Genomic DNA, 24,839 nt, shown 5'->3' with positions numbered 1-24,839 from the left:
TAGATGTGGAACTTTTGAATATTTTAGCAAATCCCAACATCATCGCAGTCATTCTTTAGAAAATTTCTACAACCATTGCACAAGCAATTCTTCCACCATTTCTTTACCTCGTAAATGATTCATCCAAGATGATGGAATTGCATCTACACCATAATATAAACCAGCTATACCACCCGCCACACATGCAGTCGTATCTGTATCATTACCCAGCGCAATTGCTGTCTTAATCACCTTTTCATAATCGCTAGCTTGTAGTGCGTAATATGCCGACTTTAAACAATCTACGACATAGCCAGTACCTGTCGGTCGATCCCAGTCATCACTTAAAATATGGTGCTCAAGCTCATCTAACGCACCATTCTGATCACTCAATTCACGCTTGAGTATTTCAATTGCTTCTATCCATGAATCTTGAATAGAACAACCATCTAAAATTTTACGTACCCATAAACAATATAATGCACAACATAATTTAGAACGGATATGCGCATGAGTCAGATGTGATTGTATAAATGCCGCCTCTATTAATTCACGATTAGAGCCTTGATGCCAGAGCGCTAAAGGCAATACACGCATCAGCGCACCATTACCATTGGCATATTCATCATTTTTCGCAACTTGATTTAACTCGATACCCGATTGATAACGATGTATCGCATCAACCGTTTGAATTCCCACATCAAATACCTGACCATCGACAGCCATATAACCTGATTGGTACCAATCGCAAATCCGTTGCATAAAATCTTCAGGATTGAGTTTCTTTTGATCTAACAATGAGGCCAACAAACATAATGCTTGTGCACCATCATCTGACCACGTTCCAATTGGAAGACTGGCATAAGTCCGCGCAAATCCTTTTGGGGGAATCATATCAATTTGTTCAATATCAGGCAGCTGGCTCGGCACTTTAAACTCATAAGGCACACCTACCGCATCACCAACAAGTAAACCGTAAATCGCGCCACGTATGTATTTTTCTCTATCCATGTTTTAGATTCATTGTTGTACATTTCCCATAATTAACATAGCAAAATTACTGAATCTATCTTGAAATAATTGATCTTTAATTTTTTTCAAACTTATTAAACATAAAAAACCCGCATTACGCGGGTTTTTTACTTCCAAATCTTAAGCAGATTTTTTCGCTTGGGCATTCTTACGAATCGTAATCATCACCAATTGAACTGCTGCAGGGGTTACACCCGGAATACGGCTTGCTTGAGCCAGTGTTTCAGGACGAATATCTTTTAACTTCAATGTAATTTCACGAGAAAGACCTGAAACAACATCATAGTCAAAATCAGCAGGAATCTTGGTTTCCTCTAAACGTTTCATTTGTGCAACGTCTTGATGCTGACGGTTGATATAACCTTCGTATTTCACCGCAATCTCAATTTGATCACCCACTTGTGGTGAAACTTCAGAACCTGTGAGCTCTGCAATTTGAGCAAAGGTGATGTTTGGACGTTTTAACAAATCAATTGCAGAACATTCTTTAGAAAGATCCGCACCCGTCATTTCTACGAATTTTTTACCCATTGGATTGTTTGGTGCAGCCCAAAGGTGTTGCAAACGACCTGTTTCTTTCTCTACAGCTTCCATTTTTTCACAGTAAGCTGCCCAACGTTCGTCATCTACCAGACCCATTTCACGACCGATTGGTGTTAAACGCTGATCCGCATTATCTTCACGCAACATCAAACGGTATTCCGCACGTGAAGTGAACATACGATACGGTTCTTTAGTACCTAAAGTAATTAGGTCATCAACCAGTACGCCCATGTATGCTTCATCACGTTTTGGTGTCCATTGTTCTTGATCCCATGCACGACGTGCAGCGTTCAAGCCTGCAAGCAAGCCTTGAGCACCCGCTTCTTCATAACCGGTTGTACCGTTAATCTGACCAGCAAAGTACAGGTTATTGATCGCTTTGGTTTCCAAAGTGAACTTCAACGCTTGAGGGTTGAAATAATCGTATTCAATTGCATAACCCGGACGAAGAATGTGCGCATTTTCCATACCACGGATTGAGCGTACCAGTTCAAACTGTACGTCAAATGGCAATGAAGTCGAAATACCATTTGGATAAAGCTCATGTGTATCCAGGCCTTCTGGTTCAAGGAAGACCTGATGGGAGTCTTTATCAGCAAATTTATGAATTTTATCTTCAATTGATGGACAGTAACGTGGACCTACACCTTCAATCACACCAGTGTACATCGGTGAACGGTCTAAACCGCCACGAATGATCTCATGGGTACGTTCATTGGTATGCGTGATGTAGCAGTTCACTTGCTCTGGATGCATCGATGCATCACCCATAAATGACATGGTTGGAGACGGGAAATCACCCGGCTGCGGTGTCATGACAGAGAAGTCGACTGAACGTGCATCAATACGTGGCGGTGTACCTGTTTTTAAACGACCTACAGGTAAGTTTAACTCACGTAAACGATGTGCCAATGAAATTGAAGGAGGATCGCCAGCACGACCGCCTGAAGCATTGTTTAAGCCAATGTGAATCACACCACCTAAGAATGTACCTGCAGTTAGCACCACAGTTTTCGCATCAAAGCGAATACCCATTTGGGTCACGACACCTTTAACAGTATCGCCTTCAACAATCAGGTCATCTGCTGCTTGCTGAAAGATATCCAGATTCGCTTGATTTTCTAAAGTCTCACGAATCGCTGCTTTATAACGAACACGGTCAGCCTGCGCACGAGTTGCACGTACTGCTGCACCTTTACGTGAATTCAGAATACGGAATTGAATACCGCCTTTATCGGCAGCCAGCGCCATCGCACCGCCCAAGGCATCAATTTCACGCACTAAATGTGATTTACCGATCCCGCCAATGGCCGGGTTACAGCTCATCTGCCCTAAAGTCTCAATGTTATGAGTTAAGAGTAATGTCTGTCGACCCATACGTGCTGCAGCCAGTGCTGCTTCCGTACCTGCGTGACCGCCACCGATAACAATGACATCGTATACTTTAGGATAGTGCATAGTGGTAAATAGAGAGATAGAAAAAGGATAGCTGAACATTATAGCAAACTTCCTTCCAAAGTTGACAAAATCACTTGAATTTATCCTTCGGAATTTACTCTGCCAGCCAATAAAGCAATGTAATTAAACTTTGCATACTTACTATATAAATTAAACATCTAAACTCAAAAAGTTACCCGACTCATATTGTTTAATATTGATTAGTTTTTAATCTATAAAGTGGTCACATTACAAACAAAGGTATACATGATGAATAAGAATATTTTCCTAGCAACAGCGCTCTGCGGTCTATGTTTCGCTCCATTTGCAGCCTCAGCAAATGATAAAGTCGAGAAGGTTTATAATGCCCAAAAATACCAGCAAGTTTGTAAAGGTAAATCAGAGGGTGCTCCTGTAAGTTTTGCTTACCGCGGCATTATCTGGAATGGTACCTGTCAGCAACAGTTCTTCCCTTCATCATCAACCAATATCAAAGGCGATGAACCTGAACTTTATACATCTTGTAGTTCAGGCGGCAAAACTTCAGCAACCATTAATGGCACTCAGGTCAATGGTAAATGTGCATTAGGCTTTACCCCTCCACGTCCACAGTCACAAATGCAAACTCAGCCTCAAACCCCATCTCAATCAGGGATGTAAATCACTATATAGCTGATTAAATATATTTTTAATCAGAAACTTAACGGGTAAAATGCATAAATTTTACCCGTTTTTATATTGCTTATTTATTCATCTACGCTAAACTCAAAACATACCTAAAAAATGAATAATAAAAAGGAAACTTCATGGATTCGGGGTTTTTTAGTTTGTTTTTGCCGATTACTTTGGCAATTACGATGATGGGGTTAGGACTACAGTTAACAGTCAAGGATTTTCTGCATGTTAGTCGTTATCCCAAGGTGATTTTTATTGTCTTATTCTCACAACTGGTCATTTTAACCGGTTTAACCTTTTTAATCTGTCTGGTACTGGATCTGCCACCATTGCTTGCTGTAGGCATGATGCTGCTAGCTGCCTCTCCAGGAGGTGCCACTGCCAATCTGCTGAGCTATCTTTATAAAGGTGATGTGGCGCTTAATATCACGTTAACCGCCATCAATACGATTATTTCTATTTTCACCTTACCTTTTATTATGAACCTGTCCCTGTACTATTTTATAGGACAGGATACCGGCATCGGCTTACCGCTTGAAAAAATGGCTCAGGTTTTTCTGATTACAATTATTCCGGTTGTGATCGGCATGCTGATTCGGGCAAAATTTCCAAAGCTTTCAGATATTGTACATATGCCAATGCGGTTTCTATCTATCGCTTTTTTAAGCATGCTCTTGATTTATGCCATTTTCCAAGAGCGCTTTAACATCATCGAATATTTTGCCAGTATCGGGATTGCTACTTCCATATTATGTTTTTCCAGCCTGTTTCTCGGTTATTGCCTGCCTTTATTAATGGATATCCCAGACAAGATGGCACGCGCCTGTACCTTTGAAGTCGGCATTCACAACACAACTGTATCAATGACGATTGCGATTTCTGTCCTCAATAATGTCACCATTGCCATCCCTGCGGGTATTTATTCAATTGTCATGTACGTTTTTGCCGGTATTTTTGGTTTTATGATTAGTCAGCAAAAGCTTAGCTATAGTGGCAAGAGTCGTTTATCAGATTTGTAACTTCCTAAGTCAAATGCCTGCTTAAGCTGTATGCTTTTTATAGAAAATTTAAAACTATTAAAATAAATTTCTATAAGGAGCATGCAGATGGACTCTGGCATCATAACAATATTCCTCCCCCTCGCACTCGCCATCATCATGGTGGGATTAGGACTCGAACTCACGCTCAAAGATTTTGCCCGGGTAAGCCAGCACCCTAAAGCAGTGCTGGTTGCCTTGTTTTGTCAATTAATTCTACTGGTAAGCATTGCTTTCATTCTATGTAAAGTTCTGACTTTACCACCTTTACTAGCTGTTGGTCTGATGTTGCTGGCCGCATCGCCAGGTGGCAGTACCGCAAATCTGTTCAGCTATCTGTTTAAAGGCGATCTAGCCCTCAATATTACCTTGACTGCGATCAATTCGGTGGTTGCTGCATTTACCTTGCCTTTAATCATGAATTTCTCGATCATGCATTTTATGCAGGACAGTCAGCAGATCAGCTTGCAGTTCGGAAAGATCCTACAAGTGTTTGGTATCATTATTATACCGGTCGCGATTGGTATGTTGATTCGTCATTATGCCCCAGCACTCACTGTAAAGCTGAATAAGCCTCTTCGCATTTTTGCAGTCCTCTTTCTGGTGCTGATTATTGCCGGAGCAATTTATAGTGAACGCGCCAATATTGCCGAATATCTGACTCAGGTAGGTTTAGCAACCGCCCTGTTCTGTCTCTTCAGCTTAATGATTGGCTATTTTGTTCCACGACTAATGAACATCAATTCTGCTCAGGCACGTGCCAGCGCTTTCGAGATCGGTATTCATAACAGTACACTCGCCATGACCATTGCACTTACTGTCATGTCCAGCACTGTGGTTGCCATGCCTGCTGCGGTCTATTCCATCTTCATGTATATCTTCGCGGCTATTTTTGGATTATTACTGAATCGCTTTGCTCCAGTAACTGCACGTCCTAGCATTTCTCCCACTCAGGAAAATGCGTTTTAACCGGTTTTCATAAAAAGGATGCGAAAGCATCCTTTTTATTTGACTCCGTCTCAAGAAGATCACACCTTCAAGCCGAACTTCCGTTACAATAGCTTTTTGAAAAAATGTATAAAGGTTATTTCTGTGAAGTGGTTACAAATTCATATTACAGTTGATCAAGCTCAGGTAGATTTTACTGAAACATTACTTAGCTCACTGGGCGCCGTAAGTGTCACTCTGGATGATGCTGAAAACCAGGATTTGCTGGAACCACTTCCAGGAGAAACACCGCTCTGGAATAAAGTGATCGTGACTGGCATCTATGCTCAGGAAGATGACGAAGAAGAAATCGATGTAGCTGCATTGGAAACCTTTATTCACGCACAACTACCTGAAGCACCGATCCGCCATGAATTCCTGGAAGATCAAGCTTGGGAACGCACCTGGATGGATGCCTACGAGCCAATCCAGATTTCTGAAAAATTCTGGATTGTTCCAGAGTGGATGGAAGCGCCTGAAGCAGATGCAGTGAATATCAAGCTTGATCCAGGTTTGGCTTTTGGTACAGGTAACCATGCATCTACTTTCCTTTGCCTGCAATGGCTAGGCAAAACCGATGTAAAAGACAAGATCGTGATCGATTATGGCTGTGGTTCAGGTATTCTGGCTGTCGCGGCCCTGTTACTCGGTGCCAAATATGCCTATGCAACTGATATTGACCCACAAGCTGTTTTAGCCACCAAACAGAATGCTGAACTGAATGGCGTATTGGATCGACTTTATGTTGGTTTACCGGAAGAGTTCAACACAGAGCTTGGCGAGCAGAAAGCAGATGTGTTTGTTGCCAATATTCTGGCTGGCCCACTCATGATGCTTGAGCCTGAGTTCGCAGAATTGGTCAAACCTGAGGCAGAGTTCGCACTCGCAGGTGTTATCGAAGAGCAAGTTGCTGATGTTACTAGCATTTACTCAAAACATTTTGATATATTAGAAGTAGAAAAACGCGATGAACACTGGTGCCGTATCTCGGGGAAACGCCATAAGAATTAAAGAGTCTATAAACATTTATGAGTGACAAGCGAACCCACTGCCCGACCTGCTCTACAACCTATAAAGTTACGGTTGCGCAATTAACCATTGCCCAAGGCATGGTTTGCTGCCCAAAATGTAGTACGACCTTTAATGCTTTATCGCATCTGGTGACCGAAGCACAGAATTCGGTCGCCCTTACCCATACGCCAAGTCATGTTTCTTATATTAATAGAAACCTCACCGAATCTACTTCTTCAGCTAATTCTTCAGATCAGCACTATTTACTGAACATTTTTGATGAAAAAGTTGAAAACTCCAATATTGATCTGAAAACCTATCTGAACAACCTGAATTATTTCAGTACTGAACCGATTGCAGTACTGCCTAGCATGAACTGGGATGATCAGGCTGATAAACAGCACAATAAAGGCCCGCTTTATTATTTAGGCTGGACCAGCCTAAACCTGTTCTTATTTGGCTTACTTTTATTTCAATTCTTCTGGTTCAATCCACACTATATTAAGAATAGTCATGTGATGAGTGTGGCTTTTAACAATATCTGTGAAGTGTTCAACTGTTCCAATCTGGAAGAACATTACAATCTGATCAATACCAATAAGGTCAAAGCCAAAGCGATTGCCACAGATAAAACCCAGTTTAGTGGTGAGCTAATCAATTTCCACAAGCGCAGTCTGGAAATGCCAAACTTAAGAGTTCACCTTAAAGATCAGGGTGTAGTCTTGGCGACTTATAATTTAAAACCTCAGGAATACCTGATCGAAAGCCTGGTTAAGATTCAACGTATTCCCCAAAACAGCCCATTTAAATTTGAATTTGTGCTTCCTGTCGACCGTAAAGACTTCGATAATTACAGTTTGGAAATAATTCGACCTTAATATTGATAAAAACTATTAAAAAACGAAAAAAAAGTTAAAAAAAATGCAGTTTTCTTGCTCACTTTTCCCGAGACAATGGTATTATACGCGCCACGAAAGCTATGTGCTGCAAACTCCTCGCTACTTTTTCACAACAAATACAGTCTTGCCTAATGCGCTATAAAACTTATTGCGTATCGAGCAGATTTTTTTGTTTTGATTTTGGTCAGTAACAAAACTTTAACTATTGTTACGCTTATTTTTCGACCAAATCGTCGAGATGTGGCAAGCTACAAGCTCAATGTAATGACCAAGTTTTAGAACTCCAGTTTTAGGATCTAAAATGGAGTTCATTTCAATTTCTAGACCACTTTTATATATCGCTTTACCCAAGTGATATTTGATTTTTCGGATTAATTCGCATGAATAGCAAATCTCCTATTTTTACTGCACAATCTGATGTCGCTCTTCGTATTCACGTAGATCGCGCAGTTCGCCACTACTTTGCACAACTGCAAGGCGAGCAACCTTCTCAGGTGTACGACATGGTGCTGGCAGAAATGGAGAAGCCTTTATTATCTGTCGTTCTAGAATATACGCGTGGTAATCAGACACGCGCTGCCGAGATTCTCGGACTAAACCGCGGTACTTTACGTAAAAAGTTAAAAGCTCACGGTTTAATGAGTGAATAAATGATAAAATGCTTGCGGCTACCGCAGGCATTTTTTTTGACTGTTAATTAGCTATTTAGATTTAATCTGTTCCTTGCTAACTGTGACGAAGATCATGACTATTAAACGCGCTTTAATCTCTGTTTCCGATAAAACCGGTATTGTGGAATTTGCACAAGACCTTGCTGCTCTTGGGGTAGAAATTTTATCTACAGGTGGTACATACAAATTGTTGAAAGACAATAATGTTGCTGTAGTAGAAGTTTCGGAGCACACTGGTTTCCCAGAGATGATGGACGGCCGTGTAAAAACGCTACATCCGAAAATTCATGGTGGCATCCTGGCTCGTCGTGGTCTAGACGAAGCTGTGATGGCTGAACACAACATCGATGCGATCGATCTTGTCGTTGTTAACCTGTATCCATTTGCTGCAACTGTAGCGAAACCAAACTGTTCACTAGCTGATGCAATTGAAAACATCGACATCGGTGGTCCAACAATGGTTCGTGCTGCTGCGAAAAACCACGCGTCTGTTGGTATCGTAGTAAATGCTGCTGACTATGCAACTGTAATTGCTGAGCTTAAAGCTGATGGTGCTTTATCTTATGCAACCCGTTTTGACCTTGCGGTTAAAGCATTCGAACATACTGCTCAATATGACGGTATGATCGCATCTTACTTAGGCGCTCGCGTAGGTAAAGAAGAAGGTCAGGCAGACAAATTTGCGCGTACTTTCAATACTCAATTAAACAAAGCTCAAGACTTACGTTACGGTGAAAACCCGCATCAGTCTGCTGCTTTCTATGTAGATCCTGCTGCGAAAGAAGCTTCTGTTGCGACTGCTAAGCAGCTACAAGGTAAAGAACTTTCTTATAACAACATCGCGGATACTGATGCTGCACTTGAATGTGTGAAATCATTTGCGAAACCTGCTTGTGTGATCGTAAAACATGCGAACCCATGTGGTGTTGCAGTTTCTCTAGACGGCATCAAAGCTGCTTATGATCTTGCTTATGCAACTGACCCTGAATCTGCATTCGGTGGCATCATTGCATTCAACCGTGAATTAGACGTTGCAACTGCACAAGCAATTGTGGATCGTCAATTCGTTGAAGTGATCATTGCACCAAGCATCGCTGACGGCGTACTTGAAGTGACTGGCGCGAAGAAAAACGTACGTGTACTCGTATGTGGTGAACTTCCAGCAATTAACGAACGTGCTCCACAACTTGACTACAAACGTGTAAATGGTGGTTTACTGGTTCAAGATCAAGACTTGGGCATGATCACTAAAGATGACCTGAAAGTTGTGACTAAACGCGCACCAACTGAACAAGAAATTGACGATATGATCTTTGCTTGGAAAGTTGCGAAATACGTAAAATCGAACGCAATTGTTTATGCGAAAAACCGTCAGACCATTGGTGTTGGCGCAGGTCAAATGAGCCGTGTAAACTCTGCTCGTATTGCCGCGATCAAAGCTGAACATGCAGGACTCGTGGTTGAAGGTGCAGTTATGGCATCTGATGCATTCTTCCCATTCCGTGATGGCATCGACAATGCGGCTAAAGCCGGCATCAAATGCATCATCCAGCCAGGTGGTTCAATGCGTGACGAAGAAACAATTGCAGCAGCTGACGAAGCTGGTATTGCAATGGTATTCACTGGCATGCGTCATTTCCGCCACTAATTTTTAAGTATTAAATTCCAAACCCTCCTTTTCGTAAGGAGGGTTTGTTACATCAGTAGATTATTTAATATCTTGCTATAAGATGTTAAAAGATTTTTAAACCTCATTGGGTTTGTGGAATTTCATTTTCGAGGGAATTTTCTAAAGATGAACATTTTAGTTTTAGGTAGTGGCGGCCGTGAACATGCGCTTGCATGGAAAATCGCACAAGACGATCAAGTGGCAAAAGTATTTGTTGCACCGGGCAATGCAGGCACCGCAACTGAAAATAAATGTGAAAATGTCGCTTTGGACATTCTCAATAACCCTGCCATCATTGATTTTGCAAAAAACAATGCAGTTGAAATGATTATTGTGGGTCCTGAAGCACCATTAGTAAATGGTGTAGTTGATGCTTGCCGCGAAGCAGGCGTGAAAGTTTGGGGTCCAACTCAATTTGCTGCTCAGCTGGAAGGCTCTAAAGCATTCGCGAAGCACTTCTTAAAACGCCATAACATTCCAACAGCTTTCTACGATGTATTTACCGAAGTAGATGCAGCGAAAGCCTTTGTAGAGAAAAATGGCGCACCAATCGTGATCAAGGCTGATGGTCTTGCTGCGGGTAAAGGTGTAATTGTTGCCATGACCAATCAGGAAGCATTCGATGCCATTGATGACATGCTGGCTGGCAACAAGTTTGGTGATGCCGGCTCTCGTGTGGTGATTGAAGAATTCCTTGCTGGTGAAGAAGCATCTTTCATTTGCATGATCGATGGTGACAACATCCTGCCAATGGCGACTTCTCAAGATCATAAACGTATTTTTGAAGGCGACCAAGGTCCGAACACTGGCGGTATGGGAGCATACTCTCCTGCTCCTGTTGTGACTGCTGACGTATTCGAAAAAGCCATGAATGAAGTGATGCGTCCGACTGTTGAAGGCATGAAAAAAGATGGTCACGTATACACAGGTTTCTTATACGCAGGCTTGATGATTGACGACAAAGGCCAACCAAAAGTGATTGAGTTCAACTGTCGTTTTGGCGATCCAGAAACTCAACCAATCATGATGCGTTTAAAATCATCTTTGGTTGATTTAGTCCAAGCAGGTCTTGAAGGTAATTTACCTGCAGAAGCTGAATGGGATGAGCGTAAAACTGTCGGGATCGTACTGGCATCTAAAGGCTATCCTGAAACGTCTAGCAATGGTGATGTGATTTCAGGTTTAGATACAGAAATGACTGATGTGAAAGTATTCCATGCGGGTACGAAAGCCAATGAAAATGGTGACATCGTGACTGCGGGTGGTCGTGTACTTTGTGTGACTGCATTGGGTAATACCATTGGTGAAGCACAAGCGAAAGCATTAGAACTTTGTGAGAAAGTGACTTTTGACGGCGTTCAATATCGTAAAGATATTGGTTACCGCGCGATTGCACGTGAAAATGCTTAATTCTTTCTCGTAAAAAATTAAGTAAAAACCCCGCTGAGTGCGGGGTTTTTAAATGCTCTCATTTTAAACAATAGGCTCTAATCCATTGCCAGAGCATCTTGGACATCTACCATTCAGCCCCATCACCACCACATTGTTTACAAAAAATTGTATCTACAGTATTAAATGTTTGTTTGTAAATATCTCTTAAATCTTTTTCTTCTAATTGGTTAGGATTTTTTGTATCTAATAAAATTGATGTATCTTTGTTTGCATTTATAAATCCCTTAATCTATTCCAGACTAACAGAACGTCCTTTATATTTTCTAGTTAAAACTTCAGTTCTATGCTTATATAATTTTAAGCCATTATTTAATTCAATCTCCAACAGCACACACTTTTTATCATTCATACGTGATAATTTCAGAAGTCTTCCATCATCGATACAATAACGATGACTAGAATTTTCTAAAAATATTTTACTTTTCTTGCCAAAAATATAAGCATATAAATTTTTTTCTTGTGCTAAATCCTTTATATTTTCTAATGTTTTTTCTAATAGATCCATTTTTCTACTCTTAATTTGATCTCATACAATTATTACTTCAAATTTACAAATTTCAAGATAAACATGATTGCAATTATAAAAACCCCTCGCCTCATCCTCCGCCAATGGCAAGACGCTGACACTGCCCCATTTATCCAAATGTGTGCAGATAATGAGGTCATGCGTTATTTTCCCGCTCCACTGACATCTAAACAAAGCCTACAGTTTATTGAAAAAGTGACTCGACAGATTGATCAGCATGGTTGGGGTTTATGGGCAGTTGAGCTAAAAGAGACTAAAGAATTTATTGGCTTCATTGGTCTGCAACCACAACCTGATCTGTTTGAGTTTTCGCCCTGTGTTGAAATTGGCTGGCGTCTGGCGAAAAAGTATTGGCATCGAGGTTATGCGACTGAAGGTGCACGTGCAGTCCTAGATTATGCCTTTAATACTTTAAACCTAGATAAAGTTGTGTCGTTTACTGCCAAATCAAATACCCCATCTGAGGCTGTGATGAAAAAGATAGGCATGATAAAGACTCAAGAATTTCAGCATCCAAAGCTGCCGGAAGATCACCCTTTATGTTGGCATGTATTGTATGAAATCAATCAAATTAATTACTCAGCCAAATAAGACACGGCTCAAATCCTCCCTAAACATTTATTAAAAAAGATCTTTCAGTAGCTTAATGAGCTGATGTATTTATCATGTTTATTCATTTTTATGATTTCTATTGGATAAAATCTTATAAAGATCAATCTTTAAACGATATGAAATTCCGCCTTATCTTCAATAAAAATAATATATTGTATTCATTGATATTTTGATCATTTTCATTCAATTTATATTCTATTAAAAAGATAAGTAAATAGTTTTTATCCACTATATTGAATAAATAATAATTGCTATGATTGCGCCCATTCAGAGCACCAAATTTGACTATATCTTTTATAAAACCTCTATTTACTCTCTCCAAATAGGGAATCTCTATAGTGGTTTGGTGAACTCTGACCCGATCGAATTAACGTGAACTGTTGCAGTACATTTGCATTTTCCCTGCCGGAGCCACATGCGACTCGATCTAAGGTCAGCTGAAAGTGTAATAAAACTCCACTTTAACATGACCTTAAAATGCATATACTTTAGGCAACACGAAAATTAGGACATCTTTATGAAAAAGCTACTTGGCGTTTTACTCAGTGCATCTGTACTGACTTTAACTGCATGCGGAAAACAAGAAGCGCCTGCAACGGATGCAGCACAAAACAAAGACTCAGGTGAACTGCAAACTGTTACTATGGCATCGACTGGTTCAGATGCTGACGTATGGCGCTACATTTCAACTTTGCCTGAAACTAAACAAGCCGGCATCAAACTTGATGTGAAAAACTTCACTGACTATGTGGCGATGAATACTGCTGTTGCCAACAAAGAAATTGATGTCAACGCATTCCAGTCTTATGCCTATATGGTGGCTTATAACGACGCCAATACTCAAAAGATCGCTCCGCTTTCTACGACTTATCTTGAGCCAATGGGGATCTACTCAAGCAAAGTAAAAAAAGTAGAAGAGTTTAAAACAGGCGCTACAATTGCGATTCCGAACGACGGCGCAAATGAATCACGTGCATTGTTATTATTACAATCTGCAGGTCTGGTAAAACTTAAACCAAACTTTGACCTAGTAAAAGGTACGCCTGCTGACATTACTGAAAATGCGAAAAAGATTGTGATTAAGCCAATTCAAATGGCGACTGCAGTTCGTGTGAAAGATGAAGTTGATGCGATTGTTCTAGGTAATACTTTGGCAATGGAAGGTGGTCTGAACGTATTGAAAGATGCGATCTATTACGAAGCGATTGATCAAAGTACTAAAATGAATGTTAACATTTTAGCTGTCGCTGCTGACCGTCAAAATGATCCTGTACTTCAAAAAGTTGGCCAGTTGTATCATACTCCTGCTGTGAAAGCCTATGTTGATGAACACTTCGGTGGTACTAAAGTTGCTGTCAATAAACCAGTGACTTATTTAACCGAAGAAAAGTAATACAATAATCAATATTCAGAACAGGCAAGATTTCTTGCCTGTTTTTTTATTCGTGATGCAGTATTTGACACTATGATTGAATTTAAAGACATCTCCAAACAGTATGAGCTCAAGGGTCAAACCTTACGTGCCTTGAATCGGATCAATTTACAGATTCCAACCGGCAGTATCTTTGGCATTATTGGCTATAGTGGTGCTGGTAAAAGTACCCTGATCCGCCTGATTAATCTGCTTGAACGCCCAACGTCTGGTCAGGTGATTATCAATGGCACGAACTTTACTGCTTTGGATGCCAAATCATTGCGTCAGGAACGTACCCAGATCGGCATGATTTTTCAGCATTTTAACTTGATGCAGACTAAAACAGTGGCTGCCAATATTGAAATGCCAATGAAGTTGCTTGGCTGGAGTAAGGCTGAACGGGAAAAACGTCTCGGAGAACTGCTGGATTTTATTGACCTAAAACATAAGCGTCATGCTTTTCCGGACGAGTTATCAGGCGGTCAAAAGCAGCGTGTCGGTATTGCGCGTGCCCTCGCGAATCATCCCAAAATTCTGCTGTGTGATGAAGCAACTTCTGCTTTAGATCCGCAAACCACCAAATCTGTACTGCAATTGCTGAAACGCATTAATCAGGAACAAGGCATTACCATTGTTATGGTCACCCATGAAATGGATGTCATTGAGACCGTATGTGATTATGTGGCTGTCATGGAAAAAGGTGATGTGATTGAAACCGGTTCTACCCTGCAGATCTTTAGTCAACCTCAGCATCCAACAACCAAGAATTTCATTCAAACTGTACTCCAGCAAAACTTGCCAGTGAATATTCTGGCGAATCTGGAAAACCAGAATCATCACAGTATTTATTGTTTAAAATTCCTGGGCAGCTCAGCGCAGGAAACCGTGATTCAAGGTGTGATCAAACAGTTTGATGTCAGTTTAAATATCCTGTTTGCCAATATGACAGAAATTAATGGTTCAGTGATTGGCCAGATGTTTATCCAACTTTTAGGCGATCCAGCGCAAATCACAGCGGCAATGCAATATCTGAGAGATAACGGCGTACAAGTAGATCAAGCAGGAGTACAAGAATGAGAGACTTAATTGTACAGTGGTTGACCACCATTACTGCGCCATTCTGGAAAAGTTCACTATCGATGGATCAGTTTGTTACTGCACTGCAAGAAACCTTTCACATGGTGTTCTTCGCAATGCTGTTTGGCTGTATCTGGGGCTTTATTCAGGCGATCATTTTACTTGTCACTCGCCCAAACGGGATTCTGCCAAACCGTGTGATTTATCATGCTCTAAACCCGATTGTGAATGCACTGCGTTCCCTACCCTTTATTATTCTGCTGATTGCAGTGATTCCACTAACCAAGTTTTTGGTCGGAACATCAATTGGTACTTGGGCAGCGATTGTGCCTCTGACTATTTATGTCGGTCCTTATATTGGTCGTCTAGTCGAGACTTCTCTGCTAGAAGTGAATGAGGGGATTATCGAATCTGCACAAGCCATGGGTGCAACACCAATGCAGATCATCTTTAAGTTTATTCTGCCGGAAGCGCGTAGCTCACTCATTCTTAACCTGACGACTGCAACCATCAGTCTAATTGGTGCAACGGCGATGGCTGGAGCAGTTGGTGCCGGCGGCATTGGTGATCTGGCAATTTCTTATGGTTATCAGCGTTTTGATACCTCTGTGGTGATCATGACTGTGATTGTTTTATTGATCCTGGTACAGATTGTACAAAGTGTCGGTGACTGGTTATCGCGACTTCGTTAAGCTAAATTCCTAAGTAAATAAAGCCCTCTTTTTGAGGGTTTTATTTTCTACCCATAAAAATATCTGCATCTTAAACATCGAAGCGAACATTTGATACATGACTTAGCAGCATGGATGCTGCCGTTGATCTGTGGCACATGGAAGTGCCATCAGATCAACGAGGGGTTTTGTTACTTTTGGCCCGTCAAAAGTAAGGCATAACTACTCAAAATTTAAATTAAAGTAAAAATAATGAAATTCTAATTTTCAAATAACTTTATGAATAAACTTACTGACACTTGAAATTCTTCTTTTACTTTTGAAAGATGAATAGCACTGCTATGCAAGGTAACAAAAATCTTCTGTTAGCTTGATGATACGTCCCTGTATCACAAGCCAACGGCGACATCCATGTCGCCTAATACAAATTCAATTTGGATACGTAGTTCTATTCCGATAAAATGATAAACATGACTTTAAGTCAATTCTAATTCACAATCTAAAAGTTCAGCATTTCCCCTCAATTTCAAACTGAAACAATAAATCCCGTGCTAAACTATCGAGTGGTTTTTGCAGGGACTCATTTATGCACTTTGTTCATCTTGGTATTCATACAGAATTTTCGATTACTGAATCCATCGTACGTATACCTGACTTGGTCAAAGCTGCTGCGAATGACGAGATGCCAGCACTCGCGCTGACTGATTTATCCAATCTACATGCTGCTGTTAAATTCTATAAAAAATGTTTGGATAAAGGCATCAAACCGATTCTTGGCTCTGAAATTCGTCTGAATGATGCTGAGCATCGGGTTACCCTGCTTTCCATGACCAACAAAGGCTGGCGCAACCTGACCGAACTGGTGTCTGAAGGTTATATCAGCGGCCAGCAACTGGATATTCCTTGCGTACAAAAAGATTGGATCTTGAATCAGCACGATGACATGATCGTATTGCTCGGTATGCAGTCCGATGTCGGCAAAATGCTGATTACTTCAAATCCCGATAAAGCTGAACCGCTACTGCAAGAATGGGTAGAGAAATTTGGAAATCGTGTTTATCTCGCCCTCACCCGCACTGGCCGTGCTAATGAAGATACTTTCATTGAAGAAGCGGTAAAGCTCGCAAAGAAATATAATATTGGTGTAGTTGCACATAATGATGTGCATTTTATTGCACGCGAAGACTTTGAAGCACATGAAGCGCGTGTCTGTATCGCAGATGGTTATGTGCTTGGTGATAATCGCCGTCCTAAAACCTATAGCCCTGAGCAATATTTTAAAAGCTCAACAGAAATGGCGGAACTGTTTAGCGATATTCCAACCGCGATTGAAAACACCTTCCATATCGCAAAACGTTGTAATGTCACCCTACGTTTAGGTTTCAACGATCTACCAGATTATCCAATTCCTGAAGGCCATACTATTGACACCTACTTCGCACATTTATGTGAAGAAGGTTTAGAAGAACGCCTGAACTTCCTGTATCCACCAGAAAAACGTGAAGAAGACTGGCCTATAATCCGTCAGCCTTATGATGAACGTCTGGCCTTTGAGATCAAGATTATTCTGGATATGGGCTTCCCAGGGTACTTCTTGATCGTCATGGACTTCATTCAATGGTCCAAAGGAAATGGCGTACCGGTAGGTCCGGGCCGTGGTTCAGGTGCGGGTTCCCTCGTAGCCTATAGTTTGAAAATTACCGATCTTGATCCTCTGCGCTATGACCTGCTGTTCGAACGTTTCTTGAACCCGGAACGTGTTTCGATGCCCGACTTTGACGTCGATTTCTGTATCGCTGGTCGTGACCGCGTAATTGACTATGTGGCACGGACTTATGGTCGTGATGCGGTATCGCAAATTGCGACTTTCGGTACCATGGCAGCGAAAGGTGCGATTCGAGATGTAGCCCGTGTCTTGGGTAAATCTTATGGTCTGGCTGATCGTATTTCCAAACTGATTCCAACCAAGCCTCTGGGTTTAAGCCTTGAAGAATCATTGGAAGCTGAACCTCAACTGAAAGATATCGTCACCAATCCATCAAATCCCGATTATGACGATGCCTCAGAAATCTGGGAAATGGCACTCAAGCTTGAAGGCATTACCCGTAATACCGGTAAACATGCCGGTGGTGTAGTGATTGCACCGACCAAACTGACCGACTATTCAGCCGTGATGTGTGATGCGGATGGTACTGCACGTGTTGCTCAATTCGATAAGGATGATGTCGAAGCTGCTGGCTTGGTCAAATTCGACTTCTTGGGTCTACGTAACCTGACCGTGATTGAAGATGCGATCAAGCATATCAATGCCCGCCCAGACGTGACCGAACCGGTGAATATTTCCTATATTCCGCTGGATGACAAGCCAGCCTATAACATCTTCGCGACGGCGAATACCACCGCGGTATTCCAGTTTGAATCCGTCGGCATGAAGAAAATGCTCAAGGAAGCACGTCCAAGCAAGTTCGAAGAAATTATCGCCTTCGTATCGCTATACCGTCCGGGTCCAATGGACCTGATTCCTGACTTTATCCATCGTATGCATGGTGGCGAGTTTGAATACCTGCATCCATTACTGGAAAAGGTATTAGAGCCGACTTACGGGATCATGGTATACCAAGAACAGGTAATGCAGTCGGCACAGTTCTGTGCCGGCTATAGCTTGGGTGGTGCGGACTTACTTCGTCGTGCGATGGGTAAGAAAAAACCTGAAGAAATGGTCAAGCAGCGTAAGATCTTCATTGAAGGTGCTGCGAAAAAAGATATCGATGAAGCAACGGCGAACCATATCTTCGACTATATGGAAAAATTCGCAGGCTATGGCTTTAACAAATCGCATGCTGCAGCCTATGCACTTGTCGCCTATCAAACAGCTTGGTTGAAAGCGCATTATCCTGCTGAATTCATGTCAGCGGTGATGACCTCGGAAATGCAGAACACTGATAACGTGGTGTTCCTGATTGATGATTGCCGTCATAACGGACTGGAAGTATTACCACCATCGGTGAATATGTCGATTTACCAGTTCCATGCCAGTGATCCAAAAACCATTGTTTATGGTTTAGGTGCGATTAAAGGCGTGGGTGAAGCGGCAATGCAGTCCGTGATTGAATCACGTCAGAAAGAAGGTCCTTATAAAGACCTGTTTGACTTCTGTCACCGTATCGACCTGAAAAAAATCAATAAACGTACGCTCGAAGCCTTGATCCGTGCGGGTGCACTAGATTGTCTAGGCATTGAACGTGCTGACCTAATGGCACAATTGCCTGAAGCGGTACAAGCTGCGGATCAGGCGCGTCAGAACCGTGAAACCGGGATCATGGATCTGTTCGGGGAAGTTGAAGAAGTCCAACGTAAACCTGCCAAACCGGTGAAACCTTGGTCAGATGAAGTTCGTCTGAAAGGTGAAAAAGATACCTTAGGTCTATACCTGACTGGTCACCCAATTGATGTATATCGTAATGAACTAAAAGCTTTTGTACCTTGTCAGATCAATGAATTAACCCCAACCCGTCGTGGTGTAACGACTGTGTTTGCCGGTCTGGTAGTCGATGTCGCTAACTTCCCGAACCGGATGATGGTGACATTAGATGATGGTACGGCACGTATCGAAATTTCCACCAACCATGAACGCTTCCAGCGCTTTAAAGACATCGTTCAGGTCGATAAAGTGGTAGTGATTGAAGGTGAAATCTACGAACGTGAAGGTTTTGACCGTCCACTCGGTCGTTTAACTAAGGCCTTTAGCCTGAATGAAATCCGTCAGAAACGTGCTAACAGCATCAAGATTACCTTGCAAGCTGAACATTACAGCAAAACCCTCAGCCGTGACTTGCAGCAGATTCTAGTGCCATATACCAATGTGGACATGAGCACGCATATTCCAGTGATTCTATATCTGGATTATGGCTATGCCACGGCCGAACTGCATCTGGGTTTAAGCTGGAAAGTTGCGCCGCTGGATGATCTTCTCGCCAAGCTACGTGATTATTTTGGCAAGACTGCGCTCTATATCGAGTATCAGGTGAAGTCTAAAGCTGCACGTGCCGTATCTTATGAAGAAGCTAAGCCAGTTGAGGTTCCACCTCCACCTGCTGACATGAGTATGGACGATGCGCTGGCACAATATGAAGCTGAATCTCAGCCGCAGTATTCATAAATCTCCCATTTTAATATATCCAAACTGGAATCATCATGAGTCAAATTGACAATGCTGCTGTTTCAGCACATCTCTCCCATGTGCGTATTATCATGGTTAATACTACCCTGCCTGCCAATATTGGTAGTGCCTTACGTGCCATGAAAACCATGGGCCTGTGCAAGCTGGTTCTGGTTGCGCCTAAAACCTATCCTCATCCGGATATTGATGCACTTGCTGCAGGTGCAACCGATCTGATCGAGCAGATTGAAATCGTAGAAACGCTAGAAGAAGCCATTAAAGATTGCCAGATCGTCTTTGGTACCAGCGCACGTAGCCGCACTATTCCATGGCCTTTACTAGATGTTCGCCCTGCTGCTGAAAAAGCACTTTCAGCTGTAGTTGAAGATAAACAGGAAATTGCGATTCTGTTTGGCCGTGAAGACCGCGGTCTGACCAATGAAGAACTGGCGATGGCGAATTATCACTTAACCATTCCTGTGAATACTGACTATGGCGTACTCAATGTTGCTCAAGCCATTCAGGTGATCTGCTATGAACTGCGTATGGCAGCACTGGATCAGGTTGAACACCCACGTGATCCCAAAGCCAACATGCAAGTCATTGATGGCATTGAAATGGAGTGGGATGAACCGCTGGTGACCCATGAACAGATGGAACAGTTCTACCCGCATCTGGAAAAAATGCTGGCAGAAATTGAATTTATGGATCCAAAAAACCCACGATTACTTCCTTTACGCTTGCGTCGCCTTTTCGGACGTATACAATTAGATCGTATGGAATATCACTTACTTCGTGGTATTTTCACTCGTGTTCAGGCACTGAATAACGGCACCTGGAAAAAATCTTCCCATACATCACAACAGGATGAGGATCAAAACTAATGCTAAAACAGCTCAAAGAAGATATCCAAGCTGTCTTTGCGCGCGATCCTGCAGCACGCAATACCTTAGAAGTCTTAACCACCTACCCTGGCATCCATGCACTGATTATGCATCGCATGGCACATGAGCTATGGAAAAAAGACTGTAAAGGTTCAGCGCGTGTTTTGTCCTCTTTTAGCCGTTTTGCAACAGGTATCGAAATTCATCCGGGCGCCAAGATTGGTAAACGTTTTTTCATTGATCATGGCATGGGCGTTGTGATTGGCGAAACTGCGGAAATTGGCGATGATGTCACCCTGTATCATGGCGTCACTTTAGGTGGTACCACCTGGAATAAAGGCAAGCGTCACCCGACTCTGGAAGATGGTGTTGTTGTTGGTGCAGGTGCCAAAATTCTGGGCCCATTTACTGTAGGTAAGAATGCCAAGGTTGGTTCCAATGCTGTGGTTACCAAAGCAGTTCCGCCGAATACCACAGCGGTCGGCAATCCTGCCCGATTTATTACCAAAGACCAGCCAAAAGAGGATGCTGAAGCACGTCGTCGTGATTATGCGGAAAGCATTGGTTTCCAGCCTTATGCAACTACACAGGATCAGACCGACCCGATTCTGGAAGGTATGCGTGTTCTACTTGACCGTATTCAACAAAATGAAAAACGCATGAATACACTGTGCAACCGCCTGTCTCTGCTTGACCCGACTTTTAAGAAAAACCAGTTAAATGAACAGCCGTTTAGCAAGGAAGAACTTAAAATTCTGGAAGATGCGCGCCGTGAGTGCGAAGCACAAACCAGTCAGTCCAAGGCCTGACTATAAATCGTAATTCTTTTGTAACACGCATTTGCTTGCATGATCGCAGCACTTTTCATAGACTGACGATCATGCATTTTTTGAATAGATGTTTTAAAAAATAACATGAATGGACGGATATTATGACCTTGAAGCCCTTAGCAATTGCTTGCTTAGCTTTTACCATGACGGCGTGCTCTATGGCACCGACCTCAAGCAAACAAGAACAGAAACCAGCTGATCAGGTAGTTTTTGTTGAACCTGAACTTACTCCGCCATTTTATGCTTTAAATCCATTTAACTATAACGAACCACCTCCATTTGAAGTTCATTTGCAAAAAGCCGCTGCGCAGCCAGTGACGAAAATGGTGGTCACTGATCCTAAAGATCCGTCTAAACAGTTAACCCTAGATGTGAACAAGCTGATCATCCCGATGGTGGATAGCAATACACGCAGTATGCGTTATGCAGCACTTGCCAATGAAAATGAAATCGACATTACCGAAATCGATGATTTCTTGCAGATGGTAGAAGGTAAAGCGCGTCATTATCCACCCCGCTTTAGCGACCGTCAGGAACGCCGTGGTTTTGAAGCAAAACTTCGCGAAGTTTCTCAACAGCTGGATACCTTGGCTTCACGTCCGAATGCTTCCTTTGATGTCTTAATGCGTGCATTTAAGGCCAGCGTGATGGCACGTAATCTTGATTTGGGTTCTATCTATACCACCAAATCAATGACCTATGCACAGCGCATTCTTCGTATTAACCAGGATGATGCTGAAGCAAACTTCTGGTTCGGTTTTGGTCTGTCTGAAGGTGGTGGTCACCGCGAAGCAATTCAGTATCTGGACAAGGCAATGCAGGCAGGTGTTCAAGAAGCTTATTTATCTGCGGCAAATAACTACATTGCCATGGAGAATAAAAAGAACGCTGTTCAGGTTCTGAATAATTACAAAATTAAATATCCGCAAGAAGCTGAAGTCGCTGATCGTCTGATTCAGGAAATTGAAAAACAGGGTCGCTGGAACGTATGGCAAGTCATGCAAACAGCCGCTCCTGCACCAACAACCCCTGCACCTACACCAGCACAATAAGCTATATTTCAGATTCATAATATTACAAATAGACCGCTCCGGCGGTCTATTTTTATGGGAAAAAATTAGTAAAATACAAAGCATTATCAAGCTTTATAATTTTAAATGAGTGTTCAAAGTCTTTATGCACGAGAAAATAAATAAGATAGCATTACTTTGCACTGTACTCATGACAGCTGTACTGAGTGGCTGTCAGGTGGTGAGTGTTAAAGAGCAGGCTATTAATGTCACCATCAATAATGAACGCGATAGCATTCTTACACGCGATAAGTTGAGTGAAGCCAGTCTGAATGTCCTATCCATGACCGGACGTGAAGCACAAGTCTGTGAAAATAATCCAGAAGAATGTGTGAAAGAGCTACAAGAAATTCCACAGATTCTGGATGAGCAATTACTTTCAACATCGAGTGAATTATATCTAGCTAAATCACTCCAGCTTGGTAAATCGGCTGAATGTAAAACCAGTGCTCTGGCTAAGACCCGATCTGAAGAAAAACAGCAACTGCAAACCCAGAACCTGCAAAAATGTCAGGAACAGCAGTTACAAATGCTGGATAAAAGTATCCGCTACAGTTATGCCTATCTGTTTCAGACTGAACGTGCACCACAGGACCGGATCTTCGACAACCGACAAGTTCAGATTCGTGACTTTTATAACCTGGCAATTGCTCATTTAATCCAGATCTACGCAGAACGTTATAAAACCAAAGAAGCCGGTCAACGTCTGCAGGTTGGAAACAGTATCTATACCATTAATCTGGACAATTTCCCCCAGCTCAAGAATCAGCCAATTGAACAGTTAATGTCGACCTATAACATGAACTTCTCTGGTCTGCGCTCGATTACCCGTCGTGACGGTTTCGGCTCTGAGTTTCTGGTGGTCTTGCCAGAAGAAGAAATTTCCAAAAAAGATAAAAAATATCTGGTCGATCCACTAAATCACCAATATCAAAATGGCATAAATCCTTTTATTCATTCAGCACGTTATCTGGCAACCACGATTACCGCCATTCCAGAATCAGCAAACTCTGTAGAACAGATCCTGAATAACAGCAACTTCCATTTAAAACTTTATGACCCGTATAAATATGACAAGATTAAAGTTGCCAATAAGGAATATGCTTTAGCGGCAAACTTTTCAGCGCCTTATGGGCTATGGCTGGCAGAAAACAATCTGGGACGCGCAGCTTATCTGACACTGATCAATCGTGACGATAATCTGGTCATGCCGCATCTGTTTATGCTGGAACCTTACAATCCAAATAAGAAGGTTTTATTGCTGATTCATGGTTTGGCCAGCAGCCCGGAAGCCTGGATTCGTTTAACGAATGATATTATGGGTGATCCGGTCTTAAGAGAAAATTTCCAGGTGTGGCAGGTCTTCTACTCAACCAACATGCCTATTCTGGAAAGCCGTTTCCAGATTAATGCGCTGCTTCAACAAGGTTTCGCGCGTATTAGCAATAATGCACCAGCCAAAAAAGAAGCTGTACTGGTCGGACACAGTATGGGTGGTGTCATTGCCCGTCTATTGGTGAGTGATGCAGATATTACCGAGCCCGCTTTTAATATTGTAAAAGATTCAAAGCTGACCAAGTTCCGGGACAATCCACTCTTTAAAGCGCGTTTCAAAATGCAGCCTGTTCCGAATTTCAGTCGTGCTATTTTCCTGGCAGCACCGCATAAAGGGACCGATTATGCAGATCGCTGGCATACCAAACTGGCACGTAAAATTATTCGTGTGCCAAGTGCCTTTTTGGGTGCATTTGCTGACACTGTCCAAGGTGAAATTGGCTTAAGTGATTTTCTGCATGAAGTTGGTCATGATCTGATTCAGAATGGGCCGAGTGATCTTAGTAAGAAATCAAAATTCACGGCACTGACTAAAGATATTAATCCGGCACCAGGTTTCAAATTTCACTCGATTATTGGCAATAATACAGATAGTGATGATGAAAACATCATGACTGATGATGTCGTTGCTTATCAGAGTGCATATCTTGAAGGAGCGGCTTCCAATAAAATTATCAAAGGTGGACATTCCGTTCAGGAAACGCCTGAGGCTGTACTGGAACTCCGCCGCCTTCTCAGATTACATCTGGTCGACCTGGGATTGTATGACCCTGATTAAATTTTGATGAAAGATATAAAAAAGCTGCCTCTGGGTGGCTTTTTTTATGGGCAACCCATGTATCAATACCCTTTTATGCTTTATATCGACT

At 42.1% G+C, this 24,839-nt stretch carries 20 protein-coding genes; 17 read left to right on the top strand and 3 right to left on the bottom strand.

All coding sequences use genetic code 11. From position 1 onward, the window contains the following. Positions 1-66 precede the first annotated feature (66 nt). On the bottom strand, positions 67-990 hold the full coding sequence (locus FTV12_RS02490; protein WP_179992305.1) for an ADP-ribosylglycohydrolase family protein: 924 nt from the start codon (positions 988-990) through the stop codon (positions 67-69). Between the two features lie 141 nt (positions 991-1,131). After that, entirely contained in the window at positions 1,132-3,012 is a 1,881-nt protein-coding gene (gene mnmG / locus FTV12_RS02485) for a tRNA uridine-5-carboxymethylaminomethyl(34) synthesis enzyme MnmG (protein WP_179992351.1), read from the bottom strand. 249 nt (positions 3,013-3,261) lie between these two features. Between mnmG and FTV12_RS02480 the strand changes: the two genes are divergently transcribed. The 8 genes from FTV12_RS02480 (at position 3,262) to purD (ending at position 11,350) form a co-directional block, all read left to right on the top strand. Continuing rightward, positions 3,262-3,651 carry a hypothetical protein gene (locus tag FTV12_RS02480; RefSeq protein ID WP_051065385.1) on the top strand — a complete coding sequence of 130 codons (390 nt, stop codon included), beginning with the start codon at positions 3,262-3,264 and terminating at the stop codon, positions 3,649-3,651. Between the two features lie 146 nt (positions 3,652-3,797). Next, positions 3,798-4,685, top strand: a complete 888-nt coding sequence (locus tag FTV12_RS02475) for a bile acid:sodium symporter family protein (RefSeq protein ID WP_179992304.1) — start codon at positions 3,798-3,800, stop codon at positions 4,683-4,685. An 87-nt stretch (positions 4,686-4,772) separates the two neighbouring features. After that, on the top strand, positions 4,773-5,672 hold the full coding sequence (locus tag FTV12_RS02470; RefSeq protein ID WP_125278346.1) for a bile acid:sodium symporter family protein: 900 nt from the start codon (positions 4,773-4,775) through the stop codon (positions 5,670-5,672). 123 nt (positions 5,673-5,795) lie between these two features. Continuing rightward, a complete protein-coding gene (gene prmA / locus FTV12_RS02465; RefSeq protein WP_179992303.1) occupies positions 5,796-6,701 on the top strand; it encodes a 50S ribosomal protein L11 methyltransferase in 906 nt (301 codons plus the stop codon). A 17-nt stretch (positions 6,702-6,718) separates the two neighbouring features. Then, on the top strand, positions 6,719-7,579 hold the full coding sequence (locus FTV12_RS02460; protein ID WP_104426212.1) for a DUF3426 domain-containing protein: 861 nt from the start codon (positions 6,719-6,721) through the stop codon (positions 7,577-7,579). 401 nt (positions 7,580-7,980) lie between these two features. Next, positions 7,981-8,250 carry a DNA-binding transcriptional regulator Fis gene (gene fis, locus FTV12_RS02455; RefSeq protein ID WP_001086304.1) on the top strand — a complete coding sequence of 90 codons (270 nt, stop codon included), beginning with the start codon at positions 7,981-7,983 and terminating at the stop codon, positions 8,248-8,250. A gap of 94 nt (positions 8,251-8,344) precedes the next feature. After that, positions 8,345-9,919, top strand: coding sequence for a bifunctional phosphoribosylaminoimidazolecarboxamide formyltransferase/IMP cyclohydrolase (purH, locus tag FTV12_RS02450; RefSeq protein ID WP_004786185.1), 1,575 nt, complete (start codon positions 8,345-8,347; stop codon positions 9,917-9,919). A 147-nt stretch (positions 9,920-10,066) separates the two neighbouring features. Further along, positions 10,067-11,350 carry a phosphoribosylamine--glycine ligase gene (purD, locus tag FTV12_RS02445; protein ID WP_180011844.1) on the top strand — a complete coding sequence of 428 codons (1,284 nt, stop codon included), beginning with the start codon at positions 10,067-10,069 and terminating at the stop codon, positions 11,348-11,350. A gap of 271 nt (positions 11,351-11,621) precedes the next feature. Here the strand turns inward: purD and FTV12_RS02440 are convergent, their stop codons facing one another. Next, positions 11,622-11,897, bottom strand: coding sequence for a hypothetical protein (locus tag FTV12_RS02440; RefSeq protein ID WP_159122780.1), 276 nt, complete (start codon positions 11,895-11,897; stop codon positions 11,622-11,624). Between the two features lie 72 nt (positions 11,898-11,969). On the opposite strand from FTV12_RS02440, the gene FTV12_RS02435 reads away from it, so the two are divergent. From FTV12_RS02435 to FTV12_RS02395, 9 genes are all read left to right on the top strand, one after another. Then, on the top strand, positions 11,970-12,509 hold the full coding sequence (locus tag FTV12_RS02435) for a GNAT family N-acetyltransferase (RefSeq protein WP_179992350.1): 540 nt from the start codon (positions 11,970-11,972) through the stop codon (positions 12,507-12,509). Positions 12,510-13,047: 538 nt separating this feature from the next. Next, positions 13,048-13,923 carry a MetQ/NlpA family ABC transporter substrate-binding protein gene (locus FTV12_RS02430; protein ID WP_179992301.1) on the top strand — a complete coding sequence of 292 codons (876 nt, stop codon included), beginning with the start codon at positions 13,048-13,050 and terminating at the stop codon, positions 13,921-13,923. Between the two features lie 72 nt (positions 13,924-13,995). Further along, positions 13,996-15,021, top strand: coding sequence for a methionine ABC transporter ATP-binding protein (locus FTV12_RS02425; RefSeq protein WP_179992300.1), 1,026 nt, complete (start codon positions 13,996-13,998; stop codon positions 15,019-15,021). Further along, positions 15,018-15,713, top strand: a complete 696-nt coding sequence (locus FTV12_RS02420; protein ID WP_004786199.1) for a methionine ABC transporter permease — start codon at positions 15,018-15,020, stop codon at positions 15,711-15,713. Before FTV12_RS02425 ends, FTV12_RS02420 begins: the two co-directional genes overlap by 4 nt. 565 nt (positions 15,714-16,278) lie before the next feature. Further along, positions 16,279-19,851 (top strand): DNA polymerase III subunit alpha, encoded by a 3,573-nt coding sequence (gene dnaE, locus FTV12_RS02415; RefSeq protein WP_179992299.1) that lies wholly within the window; start codon positions 16,279-16,281, stop codon positions 19,849-19,851. Between the two features lie 35 nt (positions 19,852-19,886). After that, positions 19,887-20,735 (top strand): RNA methyltransferase, encoded by an 849-nt coding sequence (locus FTV12_RS02410; RefSeq protein ID WP_179992298.1) that lies wholly within the window; start codon positions 19,887-19,889, stop codon positions 20,733-20,735. Then, a complete protein-coding gene (gene cysE / locus FTV12_RS02405; protein ID WP_179992297.1) occupies positions 20,735-21,544 on the top strand; it encodes a serine O-acetyltransferase in 810 nt (269 codons plus the stop codon). Before FTV12_RS02410 ends, cysE begins: the two co-directional genes overlap by 1 nt. A 122-nt stretch (positions 21,545-21,666) precedes the next feature. Next, positions 21,667-22,617: an ABUW_2363 family tetratricopeptide repeat lipoprotein gene (locus FTV12_RS02400; RefSeq protein ID WP_004786208.1), complete on the top strand. Its 951-nt coding sequence runs from the start codon at positions 21,667-21,669 to the stop codon at positions 22,615-22,617. A gap of 124 nt (positions 22,618-22,741) precedes the next feature. Further along, positions 22,742-24,748, top strand: a complete 2,007-nt coding sequence (locus FTV12_RS02395; protein ID WP_179992296.1) for a triacylglycerol lipase — start codon at positions 22,742-22,744, stop codon at positions 24,746-24,748. Positions 24,749-24,839 lie beyond the last annotated feature (91 nt).

This window comes from Acinetobacter sp. YH12233, assembly GCF_013417725.1.
In the GTDB taxonomy this organism is placed as follows: domain Bacteria; phylum Pseudomonadota; class Gammaproteobacteria; order Pseudomonadales; family Moraxellaceae; genus Acinetobacter.
The sequence above is the reverse complement of the archived record's forward strand: the minus strand, read 5'-3'. Positions and strand labels throughout refer to the sequence as shown.

What these genes read in the sequence shown, in the direction of transcription:
- FTV12_RS02490 (WP_179992305.1), bottom strand. Translation starts at nt 990, where the DNA reads ATGGATAGAGAAAAATACATACGTGGCGCGATTTACGGTTTACTTGTT.
- mnmG (WP_179992351.1), bottom strand. Translation starts at nt 3,012, where the DNA reads ATGCACTATCCTAAAGTATACGATGTCATTGTTATCGGTGGCGGTCAC.
- FTV12_RS02480 (WP_051065385.1), top strand. Translation starts at nt 3,262, where the DNA reads ATGAATAAGAATATTTTCCTAGCAACAGCGCTCTGCGGTCTATGTTTC.
- FTV12_RS02475 (WP_179992304.1), top strand. Translation starts at nt 3,798, where the DNA reads ATGGATTCGGGGTTTTTTAGTTTGTTTTTGCCGATTACTTTGGCAATT.
- FTV12_RS02470 (WP_125278346.1), top strand. Translation starts at nt 4,773, where the DNA reads ATGGACTCTGGCATCATAACAATATTCCTCCCCCTCGCACTCGCCATC.
- FTV12_RS02460 (WP_104426212.1), top strand. Translation starts at nt 6,719, where the DNA reads ATGAGTGACAAGCGAACCCACTGCCCGACCTGCTCTACAACCTATAAA.
- fis (WP_001086304.1), top strand. Translation starts at nt 7,981, where the DNA reads ATGAATAGCAAATCTCCTATTTTTACTGCACAATCTGATGTCGCTCTT.
- purH (WP_004786185.1), top strand. Translation starts at nt 8,345, where the DNA reads ATGACTATTAAACGCGCTTTAATCTCTGTTTCCGATAAAACCGGTATT.
- purD (WP_180011844.1), top strand. Translation starts at nt 10,067, where the DNA reads ATGAACATTTTAGTTTTAGGTAGTGGCGGCCGTGAACATGCGCTTGCA.
- FTV12_RS02440 (WP_159122780.1), bottom strand. Translation starts at nt 11,897, where the DNA reads ATGGATCTATTAGAAAAAACATTAGAAAATATAAAGGATTTAGCACAA.
- FTV12_RS02430 (WP_179992301.1), top strand. Translation starts at nt 13,048, where the DNA reads ATGAAAAAGCTACTTGGCGTTTTACTCAGTGCATCTGTACTGACTTTA.
- FTV12_RS02425 (WP_179992300.1), top strand. Translation starts at nt 13,996, where the DNA reads ATGATTGAATTTAAAGACATCTCCAAACAGTATGAGCTCAAGGGTCAA.
- FTV12_RS02420 (WP_004786199.1), top strand. Translation starts at nt 15,018, where the DNA reads ATGAGAGACTTAATTGTACAGTGGTTGACCACCATTACTGCGCCATTC.
- dnaE (WP_179992299.1), top strand. Translation starts at nt 16,279, where the DNA reads ATGCACTTTGTTCATCTTGGTATTCATACAGAATTTTCGATTACTGAA.
- FTV12_RS02410 (WP_179992298.1), top strand. Translation starts at nt 19,887, where the DNA reads ATGAGTCAAATTGACAATGCTGCTGTTTCAGCACATCTCTCCCATGTG.
- cysE (WP_179992297.1), top strand. Translation starts at nt 20,735, where the DNA reads ATGCTAAAACAGCTCAAAGAAGATATCCAAGCTGTCTTTGCGCGCGAT.
- FTV12_RS02400 (WP_004786208.1), top strand. Translation starts at nt 21,667, where the DNA reads ATGACCTTGAAGCCCTTAGCAATTGCTTGCTTAGCTTTTACCATGACG.
- FTV12_RS02395 (WP_179992296.1), top strand. Translation starts at nt 22,742, where the DNA reads ATGCACGAGAAAATAAATAAGATAGCATTACTTTGCACTGTACTCATG.